This is a genomic window from Ectothiorhodospira lacustris (assembly GCF_022227785.1).
Classification (GTDB): domain Bacteria; phylum Pseudomonadota; class Gammaproteobacteria; order Ectothiorhodospirales; family Ectothiorhodospiraceae; genus Ectothiorhodospira; species Ectothiorhodospira lacustris.
In genome coordinates this window covers 1-15,085 of the sequence record NZ_JAJNQM010000079.1, presented here as the reverse complement: position 1 = coordinate 15,085, position 15,085 = coordinate 1, and the positions used below count along the sequence as shown (strand labels likewise).

The window sequence follows — 15,085 nt, the reverse complement described above, 5'->3', positions numbered from 1 at the left end:
CAGAGTGCATCCAGTTGAAGCGTTCGGTGCTCAACAGGATGAAGTGGATCAGCAGTGCAAGCACGGCCAGGAACGTGAACAGGGCAACCAGCGCTCTGCGCGGATCGAACAGCAGCCAAACACGCCACATGTTGAAATCTCCTATGTTTTTAGGGAACTACTTTTACAACTTCGGTTCGAAAGACTCGGTACTGACTAACACACCAAAAGGGTGTGCAGTCTTACCAAGCCACGCCCCAGGGACGCCACATCCAAGCCAGAACGTGAGCAACGGCAGCAACGGCCAGGAAGCCCATCATGCTGGTCATGAAGACACCATGAAACTCCATGGCCTCGTCTTCGGTGAGCCCAGAGAGCGAACCTTTCGTTTCGTCAACCATTTAAATACCCTCCAAATGAGCCTTATTGGCAAATACCGCGTTGACTCAACGCGATCACGACCGTCGTGGAAAAAATTGCCTCCACAACGAAACTCACGACCGTGTCACCTGTCATACCGTTTAAGTACTCGGCTAACGGGTGATGGCTGAAGACATGAACAAGCTAGATACACGTCACAGCACATTCACGATCGACCCATAACCCCCCAGACTTTGGGAGGTCGGGGCGACTTCGCCTCGCGGTACTGCACGCACAGGCGGCGACGCCCAGAAAACCGCAAATCTGTTACCTTGACACCGGCAATTTCCTCTGCCAGGTGGTTACTTCATCATTCTTTTCCGTCTCAAGGCAGCGCTCAATTACCCTGCCCTGCTGCTTGTGTCTGGGTCAGGCTGCCCTGCCGGCAGCCACGTCCGCGTGGGTCTTGGTGACCCTGTCCACACTGACTCTTTCTTCGCCTTCGCGTCTTGCGTCTGCCTCAATGGCATCCCTGAGACGCTTGGCGGCAGAGATTCGAACCAGCACCGGATACGCTTCAACCAGTCTGTCCAGGGCTGCCTTGGCCTCATCATCCCAGGGCAGTTCCCGGTGGAGTCGCGATGGGGTGGCATCCACCTTGTCCAGTTCCGTCCCCAGGGGCAGGATGTGGAACAGCGCATCAAATAGCGCGTTGCACACTTCCTGAACCAGATACGTCGCTCCGGCGTAGCCCATGAAGGGGGTGCCGGTATGGCGCCGTATGATCGCCCCGGGGAAAGAGGCCGGCACATACATCGCCCTCCCTCCAATTTCTGCCAGATACATGCGTTCGTTGTAACTGCCGAACAGCACCAACGGCGTCTTTTCATGGATTGCCTTGCGCACCGACTGGTTATCGGGTTTTGCCCCGGCGCTGCGCGCAAAGGCAAAGTTGCAAGGCATTCCCATCTCCTCCTCCAGGAAGTGTCTGATACCCCTGGCGTAGGTTTCGGTCGCCACGATCCCGAAGGTCGCCGTCCCGAAGAAATCTTGTGTCACCGACCGCCACAGATCCCACAGGGGTTTGGCCGTCGTGTGCTTTTCCTTTTCGATGAACGGCTCCGGATCCAATCCAAGCAATTCACCCAGTTTCCTCAGGAAAAAGGTGGTGCTATGAAGGCCAATGGGCGCCTGCAGATAAGGCCGATCCAGGGTCTCGCACAGCATCCTGCCAAACTCCCGATACATGCAGATGTTGACTTCCGCATCCGCCAATCCGGATACCTCGGCCAGATGGCTCCCCAGAGGGAAGACCATATTGACCTCAGCACCGATGCCTTCCACCAAGCGGCGAATCTCCGCCAGATCGGATGGCATGTTGAAGGTGCCGTACATGGGGCCGATGATATTGACCTTCGGCTTTTCGCCAGCCTTGCGTGCTTTCGGGGCCGGCACCTTCTTCTTGCTACCAAATTCAGTCCACAGCCAGTTTAGAGCCCTATCGGCACTCTGCCACTGATCCTCGTCAATAGTACGAGGAAGAAACCGTTGAATATTTGTGCCTTCAGGGGTCACACCACCGCCGATCATCTCGGCAATGGAGCCCGTCACCACCACGGTCGGCAGATCCGGATCCAGGGCTTGGTGCGCACGCCTCATCGCGGCCTCGGTCCCTGTCTGCCCCAGTTCTTCCTCACCCAGCCCGGTCACCACGACCGGCAGTTCGTGGGGCGGCAATGCATCGGTGTAGTGAAGTACCGAGGTGATCGGCAAATTCTCACACCCCACGGGGCCATCAATAATGACCTGCAGCCCCTTGATGGCGGTAAAGGCGTAGACAGAACCCCAGTAACCACCCGCACGATCCAGATCCAGGATGAACATCAGCTCATCTCCCCCGGACCGTTCTGTCCGGCGACACGCTGCCGCTGACGTCTCATGCGCTCACGAAATTCCGGGTACTCCTGCGGAAGTTTTTCCCAGACACCGGTCGTATAGCCTTCGCCGACACCTTCGAAAAAGGCCTTCATGCGATCGAAGCGAGCCTGGTTGGACAGGGCGGCATTGACGATCTGAGCCAAAGAACCCGCGCCCGCAGGCCCCATCAGGGGACGGGCGGAAATGAGGTTGGTGAAATACAAGGCAGGAATACCCTTCTCTTTTGCCTTTTGCACCACCGGCGTCGTGCCGATGGCCAGGTCGGGACCAAATTCTTCAATGGCGGCCAGATCCTGCTCCAGCGATGCACGGAACTGGATACGGACACCCTTGCTCTCCAGCCATTCGCGGTCCGGATCGGACCAGCGGGTTCTGGGGCAGGCAGTACCGACGTAGGGCACATCCGCACCACTTTCAATCAGCAGGCGCGCCACCAACAGCTCGGAGCCTTCGTAGCCTGACAATGTGATGCGGCCCTTGATCGGCGCGGCCGACAGAGCGCCCTTGATGGCAGGCAGAAAGCGGTTTTTGGCGCTGTCCACGGCGCTTCTGGCCACACCACAGGCCTCGCCGATGGCCTCCAACCATGCGGCGGTACCGTCGTAGCCCACGGGGGCCGAACCGACCACCTCGCGTCCCGCCTCATTCAGCTCACGCACACATGAGGTATAGAAGGGATGGATGGCCGCACCCACCGCACAGTCCAGGGCGGCATAGAGTTCACGCCACTCGCGGGTGGGAACCACCGGGCCGGCAGCAAGCCCCAAGGGCTCCAGCATGGCACCGATACCCACCGGGTCAGCCGGGAACATCTCGCCCATCAGGGTGACCGTCGGCTTGTCCTTGCGTCCGTCCCGAGGCGCCTGCACCGGGCCCTGCTCGGCCTCGCCGCGGGCATAGCGCAGCATGGCACCGGCCAGGACATCCTTGGCCTCGGCATGAGTGGGCACGCCAAATCCCGGGACATCAATCCCGATGATACGCACCCCGTTGATTTCTTTGGGCAGCAGCCGCAAGGGCACCCCGGAGGCGGTGGGTACGCAGAGATTGATGACGACCACGGCGTCATTGACTGCCGGATCAGCCACCTGATACACGGATTCCCGAATATCCTCGAACAACTTGCCGGTGACCAGGGTTTCCGAATCAAAGGGCACGTAACCGACGGTGCGGCGCGCGCCGTAAAAATGCGAGGTGAAGCTCAGGCCATAAACGCAGCAGGCAGAGCCGGACAGGATCGTGGCCGTACGCCGCATGCGCAGACCCACACGCAGCGAGCCAAAGGCCGGGCACATGCTTTGCGGCTGATCATGGGGGCCAGCCGGATAATCCCTGGCGTACTGGTCCAGGGTTTCGCTCTGACCGGCGGCCCGTGCAGCCGCACGCAAGGTTTCCTGGCCGCCATGGCAACCGGAATCTTTTGCAGAAGCCTTCGTCTCGATGGTCACTGGAATCTGGTCGATCTTCACGGAAGGCTTCGTATCTTGCGGATGATCCGGAGACGCAGCACCACCGCCGGCACGGCCGACATCGGGATCACTGGCCTCCATAAGGTGGCGATGTCGATCAGACATCGTCATAGATCACCTCAAGGGAGGGCTTCTTGACCATGGCATGGCCATGGACATCTTCCCAGGTCGCCGGTTCAAGTACCACGTCCCGTCCCACGGCATCACTGGAGAACAACCCCAGCAATTCATCCTGGGTCAGCGGCTTGGGCCGCTGCGGCGGTGCTTCAGCCACCTGGGCCGCCAAAGCCTCGAACAGCGGCCCCCACTCGCCGTCCGGATGGGCGACGATCTGGTAATTGGCGCTCTTTCTGCGAATGTCTTCGTTGGCAGGGATGGAGGCCAGGACGGGGATGCCGGCCGCCTGGGCGAAGGCCTGGGCCTCGCCGGTGCCGTCATCCTTGTTGATGACAATACCCGCCACACCCACATTACCGCCCAGACGACGGAAATATTCCACTGCGGAGCAGACGTTATTCACCACATAAAGGGACTGCAGGTCATTGGATCCCACAACGATGACCTTCTGGCACATGTCGCGGGCGATGGGCAGACCAAAACCGCCGCAAACCACGTCGCCCAGGAAGTCCAGCAGCACGTAGTCGAATCCCCAGTCATGGAAACCCAGCTTTTCCAGGATTTCGAAACCATGGATGATGCCGCGACCACCGCAGCCACGACCCACTTCAGGGCCACCCAGTTCCATGGCAAACACGCCGCCGCGTTTGAAGCAGACATCGCCGATCTCCACTTCCTCACCCGCCAGCTTCTTGCGGGCAGCGGTCTCGATGATGGTGGGACAGGCCTTGCCGCCGAACAGCAAAGAGGTGGTGTCGCTCTTGGGATCACAGCCGATGAGCAGGACGCGCTTGCCCTGCTGGGCCATCATGTAGGACAGGTTCGACAGGGTGAAACTCTTGCCAATACCACCCTTGCCATAGATTGCGATGATCTGGGTTTCTTTGGCTGTACTACTTTGCACGCGCTCATCCCCTTCAGAAAGGATCGTCCCCGCCGCTCCGGAACCCATCGGTTCCCTGAGCCTATCAACGGATACGGAAGTCGTATGACCGCCACCACTCACTGGCTGGCTCTCCAGTCCAGCACCATTTTCAGGCATTCGGGATCACCGAATGCCGTCCGATAGGCCTCATCGGCCTGAGCTGCGGGACGGCGGTGTGTGATGAGGCCGCCCAGAGACAGTCGGCCGGAATCGATGAGCGCCTTCACCGCCGCCAGATCGGGCGCGCGCCATTCGGCAGCACAGCGGATCCGGGCTTCGCGCATAAACGCGGGCGGGAAGGCAAACGAAAGCGGCTGGCTATAAAAACCGGCGAGGACCACCTCCCCCCCCGGTGCCAGGCGGGCAATCAGGGTATCCAGCAGCGCGCTATCACCACTCACATCCACGATGGTGTGATAGTCGCGACGCCCATCCTGATCCGGGTGCATAACGGCATAGCCTTCGGCACCGGCGGCACGGGACTCGTTCAGCTCCCAGACCACTGGGGAAGCACCGGCCGCCACGGCGACGCGCGCCAGCAGACGACCCAGAACGCCGTGACCGATGATGAGGTCGGGCAACCGGAAAGACGCCGCCTCATCCGCGGGCTGACCCTGAAAAATGGCATGGTAGGCGGTGGCAGCCAGCGCCAGCAGCACGCCTTCCTCGCCGAGACGGTCAGGGATGGGCACCACCTTACTGCCGGGCACCACCACGCGGGACGAAGCACCGCCGAACAGCCCCTTCACCTCACCGTAGCAGGAAGCGCCGGGGACAAAGACCCATTCGCCTTCCTGACGACCGGAGTCAGGGCCTGCCTGAGTGATCCGGCCCACGGACTCGTAACCGGGAACCAGGGGATAGCCCATACCGGGGAAACTGGGCATCTTGCCGGTCCAGAGCAACCTTTCGGTGCCGGTGCTGATCCCGCTCCAGTCGATTGCCACAACCACATCCGCCGCACCGGGAGCGGTCAGCTCCAGTTCGCGGATTTCAAGGGATTCAGGTTGTTGGATGACGACGGCTGTCGCTTTCATAAGGATATTGGCCTGTGACCGGACTTGGCCCTACAAGATATGCGTGTAAGTCTAGCGTGACCCCGGATGTTGTCAACCCAAACTAACACTCACCCCAGGTCAGGGTTGAGCCAACATGACACGTGTCAATAAAGGTGTTCTGGTGGGAATCAGGCGAACACGCGTAAACCCTGATTTAAAAAGCATTTCTTCCAGCTCTGAAGGGGTTCTGGGACGTCCTCGCCCCATTGCAAAAAGATACATGCCGAAATAGGCATCACCCATGGGTTCCGCCCCCGAGGTGCCGGACATGGGCTCGGCCAGCAGCAATGCGCCATGATCCGGCAATGCCTCCCGAATGGAGCGAAAGAGCCCGAGAATGTGATTGTCATTGTGGTCATGGACCACGCGCACCAGGGATATCAGGTCCGCCCCCCGGGGCAGCGGATCCGAAAAGAAATCGCCGCCGATGGCCGTGGCCCGATGCGCCAGGCCCAGCTCGGCAAAACGGGTTCGGGCCTTCTCGGCCACTGCCGGCAGGTCGAACAGCACCAGCTCCAGATCCGGCAGCCTGCCGGCCACCGCGGAGAGAAAGGTGGCGTTCCCGCCGCCAAGATCCATCAACCGGGTGTAACCCCTGGGTGTGAAGGCATCGAGAATCTCCTCGGCCACCAGCTGCTGGGAGACGGACATCAGCCGTGTGTACTCGTCAACCCGCCCGCCATCCAGACCACCAGGCGGCTCCTGTCCGGCATAGGCCCAGAAACGGCCCAACCGCGTCTGCCCGTTCTTGCCGGCCCGCAGCAGGGCCACGGGGTCCTGCAGATCTTCATACAGCATGACATGGTGCTCGACCATGGCAGCCACCCCGGGATTGGCGATCATGGCCGCACCCTGCCGCCCCAACCCCCAGCGCCCTCGCCCGTAGTACTCCATCAGTTCTAATGACGCCGCCGCCTTTGCCAGCAGCAGGCAGGACTCCTCGGGCAGATCCACCCGGGCGGCCAGCTCTTCGATGGTCAACGGCCCCGACTCATGCAGTAACTCAATAATCCGCAGATGGACACAGGCGTACAGGACCTGCGAATAGACGAAGCCCGCCACGATATCGAACATCCGGCGGGCCCGATGATGAGCGACGGGACGGGTCAGGGGGAATGCGGCAGCCCAGCGCTGGAAACGGGGACTGGAAAGGATACGGTTGCGCAGGGCCAGGAAATGACCCCGCCAGACAGGGCCCCGGGAAAAGGCCCTCACCTTCCCTGGCCTGTGCGCCATGATCGGATCAGGCCGCCTGCTGGGCCAGTTCCTTGGGCAGGAACTTGGCGGCCTTCTTCATCAGCAGCACGCGCAGTTCCGCCTCGCCCTGACAGGAAGGGATGGAGGCCATGGCCTCATCAAGCAACTGCTTGAGGTACTTGGTGGCCCCCTTGATGCCATGGGTCGCCACGGCATTGGGACGGCCCAGGGCCTCGTCCTGACCCACCGGCTTGCCCAACTCTTCCGGATTGGACGCCACATCGCGCAGATCGTCCGCCACCTGGAAGGCCTCACCCAGCTTCTCGCCCAACGCCCGCCAGCCAGCAGCCTCATGACCTGCGGCTACGGCCCCGGCCATGGTGGCGGCGGCGAACAGGGCACCGGTCTTGGCACGCTGGTACTGGGCCAGATCCACTGACGGTTCACATTCCCAGGCCTGCCCGGGGATGATGCCGGAAGGCACACTGACACCCTGTCCCACGGTCAGCAGCAATGGCGCCAGACGCTCGGGCCTGCGGGTAGCGCCATGCACCAGCGCCTCCATGGCCATGATGATCAGCGCGTCGCCCGCCAGCACGGCCAGACGCTCACCGTAGGCCGCGTGGACCGAGGGCTTGCCGCGACGCATGTCGGCACTGTCGAAACAGGGCAGGTCGTCGTGCACCAGAGAGGCGCAATGCATGAGTTCAATGGAAGCAGCCGCCGCATCGACAAGCTCCGGCGCATCATCGCCGCAGGCCTGGGCCACGGCAACACACAGCTGGGGCCGGATCCGGGCACCGCCGGGAAAGACCGAATACCTCAACGCCTCAGCGAGCAGCGGCGGACAGGCCGGGGTCTCCCCACGGGCCAGCGCCTGGTTCAAAGCCTGCTCAATCCGCGTCATGGCATCCATGGTTTGCCTCCGCCCCGTAGTGTAAGGTTAGGTTGTCACTTATGCTTGGTGCTCAGCATAGACACAACCCCCGGCCGAGTCAAAGGCCTTTGCAGGAGGCAGCAATTCAGGTGCAAAATCCCAAGGCAATCATCGTCGGCGCCGGTATCGCCGGACTGTCTGCAGCACTGGAACTAAACCGACAAGGCATAGAGGTTCTCGTCCTGGAGAAGGCCGCCACCCCCGGGGGCAAGATCAGGGAAGTCATGGTGGACGGCGTCCCCATCGATTCGGGTCCCACCGTCTTCACCATGCGCTGGGTATTCGATGAACTATTTGAGTCCGCAGGCACTCGTCTGGACGATCATCTCTGCCTCAGACCGCTTCAAATCCTGGCGCGTCACGCCTGGAGCGAGGACGAGAGACTGGACCTGTTTGCAGACCCGGAGCGTTCCGCTGCGGCCATCGGGGAATTCGCCGGCCCCGGCGAGGCGCGCCGGTTCAAGGAGTTCTGCCAGCGGGCCAGGCGAACCTACCGGACCCTTGAAAACACCTTCATCCGCGATTCCCGCCCCACCCCTGCCGGCCTGGTAAGCCGCTCCGGCCTCAGGGGCATCGGCGACCTGATCCGGATATCCCCCTATGACACCCTCTGGCACGCCCTGGGCAGGCATTTTCACAACCCCCGACTGCGTCAGTTGTTCGGTCGTTATTCCACCTATTGCGGCTCTTCTCCCTATCAGGCACCCGCCACCCTGATGCTCATCACCCACGTGGAACAGGAGGGAGTCTGGAGCGTGGAGGGCGGCATGTCCCGCCTGCCTGAAGCACTTTACAAACTGGCCGCCGCCCAGGGTGTGCAGTTTCTCTTTAACACCCCGGTCAGCCGCATCAACGCTCGGGCCGGGCGCGTCTGTGGGGTCACCCTCGACGAGAACGAATCACTGGATGCCGATCTGGTCGTCTTCAACGGAGACATCGGTGCCCTGTCCCGGGGGCGCCTGGGGATCGAGGTGGCCGGTGCCGTGCAGGGACCGGAACCAGGACAACGGTCCTTGTCGGCCCTGACCTGGAGCCTGAAGGCCGCCCCCCAGGGCTTCCCCCTGATCAGGCACAACGTCTTTTTTTCCAGTGATTATCAGGCGGAGTTTCGGGACATCTTCGAACATCACCGCCTACCCAAGGAACCCACGGTTTATATCTGCGCCCAGGATCGCCAGGATGATGATTGTCACGGACAATCCGGTGCGGAGCGGTTACTCTGCTTGGTTAATGCCCCGCCAATCGGCGATCAACACCATTACAAACCCACGGAGATTGCCCAATGCGAGGAGAGCACCTTCAGGCTCCTGGCTCGCTGTGGTCTGAAGATCGACCTGAACGAATCGCCGCATCTGATCACCACACCGACGGACTTCGAACACCTGTTCCCGGCGACGGGGGGCGCACTCTACGGCCGGGCGAGCCATGGATGGCGAGCGTCGTTCGACCGGCCGGGGAGTCGCAGCCAAGTCCCGGGGCTGTACTTGGCGGGGGGCAGCGTGCATCCGGGAGCGGGCGTTCCCATGGCAACGCTGTCGGGGCGACTGGCGGCACGGACCGTGATACAGGACCTGACTTCTCGGAAGTGGTGACTCCGGGTGGCTATCTGTGGTGGTACCTGGATGCATGGAGTGATGACGGCTGCCACGGCATCACCCTGATTGCCTTCGTCGGCAGCGTCTTTTCGCCCTATTACGCCCTCGCCCGGCGGCGAGGCACGGCAGACCCCAGCCATCACGTGTCGATCAACGTCGCCCTATACGGCAACACACCCCGGCGCTGGGCCATGACCGAGCGCGGGCGTGGCGATCTGCAACGGGACAAGGACAATCTGGTGATCGGTCCCAGCGCCCTGGAATGGGGGCCGGACGGTCTGACCGTCCACTTGAACGAGGTCAGCGCCCCGCTCCCCAGCCGCATTCGCGGCACCATTCGGCTCCATCCCGAGGCCATGGCGACCAGGCACTATGCCCTGGACCAAAAGGCACGCCATCAGTGGCGCCCCATCGCCCCCTGTGCGCGAGTGGAAGTGGATTTGCAGCAACCCGGGCTGCGCTGGCAGGGCCACGGCTACATGGACAGCAACATCGGGACCGAACCCCTGGAGCAGGGCTTTCGGTACTGGGACTGGTCACGAGCCGTCATGCCCAACGGAGATACCGTGGTGCTCTACGAAGCCACGCAAAGGGACGACCGGGAGCGCATGCTGACTCTGCGCTTTGATCCTCGGGGCGGGGTGCGGGATATCGAGCCACCACCACGCCAGGGGCTCCCGATCTCGGGATGGCGGGTCAACCGGGCCACCCGTGCGGACGATGGCCGCGCCGCCGTCAGGCAGACCCTGACGGATACCCCCTTCTACGTACGCTCACTGCTGGACACGCGTATTGGAGGGGAACCAGGGCTGGCATTCCATGAAAGCCTGTCCCTGGAACGCTTCGAGACCGCCGTGGTGCAACTCATGCTGCCGTTCCGGATGCCTCGCCGGGCAAGGGGCTGAAACGATTCGGGCCGGGTACAAGACCCGGCCCGACGTTCACGCTCAGTGGGACAAAGCCGCTCAACCGGCTACCGGCGTCCTGCCGGAGCGGGGCGCGCGGGCAGTCCGTGGTGAACGGCGCTCCTGCTGCTCAAGCCGCTGAAACAAGTTGTGCAGCCACATGATGCGATCCTCCACGCGCCCCATGCCGACGCCCTGGGGACGAATCTCCTGCTTGAGCACTTCCTGCTCCCGCACCGCATCCACCAGGAAACGATTGGCCTCCAGCGGGTCCTCCGAAAGGATCTCCTTGATCACTCGAAGCTCATCCCTGCCCCAGCGTCGGGACATGGTGTACAGGGCCAGCACCTTGCGGGCGGGAGAAGTCACCGCACGCCGGGAGATGGAATCACACCCATTGCGCTCCACTTCCCGACCGATTTCGGAATAGAGGGCGGCGGCGGCCTGCATGCCTTTGCGGCAGGACGGCGGCAGGGCATGAATCCCCACGGCCCCCCGCTCATAGAGTACATCCGCCGCCTTGAGCAGGCGCTGCACGATCTCCCCCATCTCCGGGGTAAAACGCGGATCGGCCAGAAATTCTTCCGGGTCGATCCCCTTCTCCTGCAGCCAGTTCAGCGGCAAGTAGATACGGCCATTGCGGGCATCCTCACCCACATCACGGGCGATGTTGGTGAGCTGCATGGCCACCCCCAGATCACAGGCCCGGGCCAGGGCGTCGGGCGAGCGCACCCCCATCACCAGGGTCATCATGGCACCGACCGTACCGGCCACCCGGGAGCCATAGGCCTCCAGCGATGCCAAATCAGGATAGCGATGCCCCTGGGTATCCCATTCAAATCCTTCCAGCAGGGCTTGGGGCAGCGCCTTCGGAATGGAATAGCGCCGCACCACCTCGGCAAAGGCGCGATCTGCCGAAATATCCAGGGGATTGCCGTCATAGATGCGATCCAGACGCTCCTGCATGCGCTCCAGGCCATCCCCCCGCTCGTCCAGGTCGATGGCGTCATCGGCCAGGCGGCAGAAGGCATACATGGCGGTTGCCGGCCGTCGGATATGCTGGGGCAGGAACATGGAAGCGGCATAGAACGACCGGGAGCCGTCACACAGCAATGACCGACAGGCAGCCGCATCGGCGGCACGCCGGGACATGCGCTTTTCGGAGGATCTGAGCTTGATCATGAGGCACCTTTGATAGTCGCTGCATCCGGCACCACCCTATCCAGCACCTTGGCCGAGGAAATGACTCCCGGCATCCCGGCCCCGGGGTGGGTGCCGGCACCCACCAGATACAGCCGATCCACATCCTCGCTTTGATTGTGAGGACGGAACCAGGCGCTCTGGGTCAGGATCGGCTCCAGCCCGAAGGCTGCCCCCCTGAAGGAAGAGAGGGTGTTCTGGAAATACGGCGGAGTAATCATGTGGGAGGCCACCACCTGGTTTTCCAGATCCGGCAGCACGTGTTCCGAGAGATATTTTTCAATCTTGCGACGATAGGGTTCGGCCTGCTGCTGCCAATCCACCCCGCTTTCCATATGCGGGACGGGCGACAGCACATAGAAGGTGTCGCAACCCTCCGGGGCCAGGGAAGGATCCGTCTTGGTGGGACGATGCAGATAGAGGCTGAAATCTTCCGCCAGTACCTTGCGATCGAAGATGTCATCCAGCAGCTCCCGGTAGCGGGGCCCCAGAATGATGGAGTGGTGAGGGACATCCTCATAGCGCTTCTTGGTACCGAAATACCAGACCATGAGACTCATTGAATAACGTGAACGCTCGACCCGCCGGTTGGTCCACTTACGACGGGCGGTTTCCGGTACCAGATAGCGGTAAGTGGACGCCGAATCGGCATTGGAGACCACCACATCGGCGGCGATAGTCTCACCGGAGGCCAGTTGCACACCGGTGGCGCGGCCATGCTCCACCAGGATCTGCCGCACCTCCTGATTGCAAAGCACCACATTGCCCTGCCCTTCGATCAGACCGACCAGACCCTTGACGATATGCCCGGTTCCGCCCATGGCGGAGTGAACACCGAAACGTCGCTCCAGATAGGAGATCAGGGAATAGGCCGAGGTGGTCCTGAAGGGATTGCCGCCCACCAGCAGGGGATGGAAGCTCAGTACCTGCTGCAGACGGGGGTTCTTGATGTGCTTGGCCACCAGCCCGCAGACACTGCGATCAGCCCGCAACTTCAGCAGTTCCGGCACCACCTTGGCCATGTCGGTCCAGGAATTGAAGGGCATATGGGCCAGTTTCTCGAAGCCGACCCGGTAGTTGGCCTCACTGTCGCGCATGTAGGCATCGTAACCGTTCAGGTCGTCGGGGGAGAAACGCGCCACTTCCGCGCGCACGGCCTCTACGTCGGCCCAGTAGTTGAAGACCTCGCCGTCATGGAAACGGATCTGATAAAAGGGGTCCATGGGGCGCAGGTCCACGTCGTCTTCCATGCGCCGCCCGCACAGCTGCCAAAGCTCTTCAAGCACGAAGGGGGCCGTCACGATGGTGGGACCGGCGTCGAAGGTGAAGCCGTCCTTGCGGAAGACATAGGCGCGACCGCCGGGTGCATCCAGCTTTTCCAGTACGGTCACCCGGTATCCCCGGGCGCCCAGGCGGATGGCGGCGGCCAGGCCGCCGAAACCGCTGCCGATGACCACGGCATGAGGGGCATCCGGGTTGGCGTGAGAGGAGGCTGTTGCGGAATGAGGTTCTACCACCGTGGACACAGAGCAACCCTATCAACTGTAAGTATTGCTTGACAGTCTAGCAGGGGGATACGGGGCACACCATATGGAAATCGAACCTTGGAGGGCGGTAAATGCACATTACATGAGGCACGTCATTCCCTTCAGGATGCCCTGAAAAAGTCATTCCCGCGTAGGCGGGAATGACGGTGGACGTAGAAGTGACGGCAGAGGACTTGTCCAATGTTCATTCATGAACATGGCGGAAAGTGTTCCAGCAACAGGGCCTCCACCAGGTCGGGGCGCTCCTCATGGGCCAGATGCCCCAGGCCGGGCAACGTCACCAGGCGTGACTGAGGCAGCAGCGCCTGCACCCGTCGCGACTCCGAGGGCGGCACGGTACGGTCATTGCCGCCGACCACCTGAACCAACGGCACCGGCAGGCGGGCCAGATCCCGGGCCAGGGGATGCAGGTCCCAGTTCACCATCATGTTGAGGGCCCCGCCCACATGCCCGGGACTGCGCACCAGACGCCCGTACAACTCCAGGCCCCGGGCATCCAACCGCGAACCGGTCCCCCGCAACAAGCCCTCCAGGGCGCGGCGATCCGTGGCCCGCCAGGCCACGTAATGGGGAATGAAGGGAATCATGGAGAGGACACGCGCCGAGGCGCTGAAGAACAGGCTCACCGTGCCCGGCAAGGGGAGCATGACCCCGTTGATGCTCACCAGGGTCCGGGGCGCGATGTGTCCGTCAAGACACATCCGGGCCAGCACCGCGGCCCCGGCGGAATGCCCGGCCACCAGGACCGGAGACAGATGCATCTGCTTGAGCAGTGCCGCCAGGGACGCCGCCATGCCCGGCAGGGCAAACCCGGCAAAGCGCGCCGGTGGAGAGGAGAACCCATGCCCCGGCAGATCCGGCGCGATCACCGTGAAGTGATGGGCCAGCAGGGGCATGAGGTCACGCCAACTATGGGAGGCGGCACCGGTGCCGTGAACCAGCAGGATCGGCGGCCCCTCCCCCAGACACTGCACATGCCAGCGCAGACCACCGGCCTCGACAAACCGGCTGGCGTCACGGTGCGGCCAATCATGACCATCCCGCGTCCAGTCCAGCCGGCCTGTCATGACGACCCCTTAACTGCTGGCCGCCTGCACCGCCGAGGACAGCGTGGCCGCATCGGCGTAGGGCAAGGGCAGATAGCGGGCGTTCATGGCCTGGGACAGTTCCTGGGCGGAACGCTGGGGTCGGGGAGAAGTATCCACCAGGATGGTGGTGAAGTTCTCCTGCGCCAGCACCCGCGCCGCGGCCACGGCGTCCTCCATGGCCTTGGGCCGACCGGGCTTGCCTTCGCGGTCGATGTTGGCCCGACCATCGGTCAGGAACACCGCCACCGGGGTCTCGCCCCGGCGTTTCACCGCCTCGGCCAGTTCACGCACGGCATCGATGGCTGCGGCCAGAGGCGTACCACCGCCGCCCGGCAGCCCGGCCAGACTGCGCTTGGCCCGCACCAGGGAGCGGGTGGGCGGCAGCAACAACTCGGCCCCCTGCCCCCGAAACGCGATCAGGCCGACCCGGTCACGACGCACGTAGCAGTCCGCCAGCAACAGCTCCACCGCCCCCTTGGCCTCAGCCAGCCGATGCAGGGCGGCGGAACCGGAGGCATCCACCGCAAAGATGGTGGTGGTCTCGGTGCGCTGCTTGAAGCGGGTGATGCGAAAATCATCCCGTCGCACATGCACCCGCGGCCCCTTGACGGTGCCGCCGGCCAGGGCCTGGGCACGCCTCAAAGGCTGCCAGGGGGCCGCGGCCCGCAGGGTTTCGATGACGTTGAGTCGGGCACCGGCACGGATCTCGCCCCGGCGGGTGCCGATGGGGCGGCCCCGGGACTTGCCCTGCTGCAAGGCCCCGGCCTTGC

Annotated in this window: 14 protein-coding genes; 2 read left to right on the top strand and 12 right to left on the bottom strand. The window is 62.7% G+C overall.

Translation table 11 applies throughout. The annotated features are described in order from the left end of the window. The 8 genes from pufA to LQ952_RS13180 form a co-directional block, all read right to left on the bottom strand. On the bottom strand, positions 1-130 hold a 130-nt coding region (gene pufA, locus LQ952_RS13215; RefSeq protein WP_238623098.1), incomplete at its 3' end, for a light-harvesting antenna LH1, alpha subunit. A 91-nt stretch (positions 131-221) separates the two neighbouring features. Then, positions 222-380, bottom strand: a complete 159-nt coding sequence (gene pufB, locus LQ952_RS13210; protein ID WP_008932826.1) for a light-harvesting antenna LH1, beta subunit — start codon at positions 378-380, stop codon at positions 222-224. Positions 381-768: 388 nt separating this feature from the next. Beyond that, positions 769-2,223: a chlorophyllide a reductase subunit Z gene (gene bchZ / locus LQ952_RS13205; RefSeq protein ID WP_238623094.1), complete on the bottom strand. Its 1,455-nt coding sequence runs from the start codon at positions 2,221-2,223 to the stop codon at positions 769-771. After that, a complete protein-coding gene (gene bchY / locus LQ952_RS13200; RefSeq protein WP_274522021.1) occupies positions 2,223-3,851 on the bottom strand; it encodes a chlorophyllide a reductase subunit Y in 1,629 nt (542 codons plus the stop codon). The genes bchZ and bchY overlap by 1 nt, the downstream gene beginning before the upstream one ends. Further along, positions 3,844-4,815 (bottom strand): chlorophyllide a reductase iron protein subunit X, encoded by a 972-nt coding sequence (locus tag LQ952_RS13195; protein ID WP_238623093.1) that lies wholly within the window; start codon positions 4,813-4,815, stop codon positions 3,844-3,846. The genes bchY and LQ952_RS13195 overlap by 8 nt, the downstream gene beginning before the upstream one ends. A 50-nt stretch (positions 4,816-4,865) precedes the next feature. Continuing rightward, complete coding sequence (bchC, locus tag LQ952_RS13190; RefSeq protein ID WP_238623092.1) at positions 4,866-5,825, bottom strand: chlorophyll synthesis pathway protein BchC; 960 nt, start codon at positions 5,823-5,825, stop codon at positions 4,866-4,868. A 99-nt stretch (positions 5,826-5,924) separates the two neighbouring features. Beyond that, complete coding sequence (locus tag LQ952_RS13185) at positions 5,925-7,082, bottom strand: acetylserotonin O-methyltransferase (RefSeq protein ID WP_238623091.1); 1,158 nt, start codon at positions 7,080-7,082, stop codon at positions 5,925-5,927. Positions 7,083-7,089: 7 nt separating this feature from the next. Beyond that, complete coding sequence (locus tag LQ952_RS13180; RefSeq protein ID WP_238623090.1) at positions 7,090-7,959, bottom strand: polyprenyl synthetase family protein; 870 nt, start codon at positions 7,957-7,959, stop codon at positions 7,090-7,092. A 110-nt stretch (positions 7,960-8,069) separates the two neighbouring features. Between LQ952_RS13180 and crtD the strand changes: the two genes are divergently transcribed. Further along, the gene (crtD, locus tag LQ952_RS13175; RefSeq protein ID WP_238623089.1) at positions 8,070-9,572 is read left to right on the top strand and encodes a 1-hydroxycarotenoid 3,4-desaturase CrtD; all 1,503 of its coding nucleotides are present in this window, start codon (positions 8,070-8,072) and stop codon (positions 9,570-9,572) included. Then, positions 9,566-10,480, top strand: coding sequence for a carotenoid 1,2-hydratase (locus LQ952_RS13170; protein ID WP_347402086.1), 915 nt, complete (start codon positions 9,566-9,568; stop codon positions 10,478-10,480). The genes crtD and LQ952_RS13170 overlap by 7 nt, the downstream gene beginning before the upstream one ends. Positions 10,481-10,540: 60 nt before the next feature. Here the strand turns inward: LQ952_RS13170 and LQ952_RS13165 are convergent, their stop codons facing one another. From LQ952_RS13165 to LQ952_RS13150, 4 genes are all read right to left on the bottom strand, one after another. Beyond that, positions 10,541-11,662 carry a phytoene/squalene synthase family protein gene (locus LQ952_RS13165; RefSeq protein WP_238623088.1) on the bottom strand — a complete coding sequence of 374 codons (1,122 nt, stop codon included), beginning with the start codon at positions 11,660-11,662 and terminating at the stop codon, positions 10,541-10,543. Next, entirely contained in the window at positions 11,659-13,197 is a 1,539-nt protein-coding gene (locus tag LQ952_RS13160) for a phytoene desaturase (protein ID WP_238623095.1), read from the bottom strand. Before LQ952_RS13160 ends, LQ952_RS13165 begins: the two co-directional genes overlap by 4 nt. Positions 13,198-13,415: 218 nt before the next feature. Further along, positions 13,416-14,294, bottom strand: a complete 879-nt coding sequence (bchO, locus tag LQ952_RS13155; protein WP_238623087.1) for an alpha/beta fold hydrolase BchO — start codon at positions 14,292-14,294, stop codon at positions 13,416-13,418. A 9-nt stretch (positions 14,295-14,303) separates the two neighbouring features. Then, the coding region (locus LQ952_RS13150) for a VWA domain-containing protein (protein WP_238623086.1) at positions 14,304-15,085 on the bottom strand (782 nt) is incomplete at its 5' end.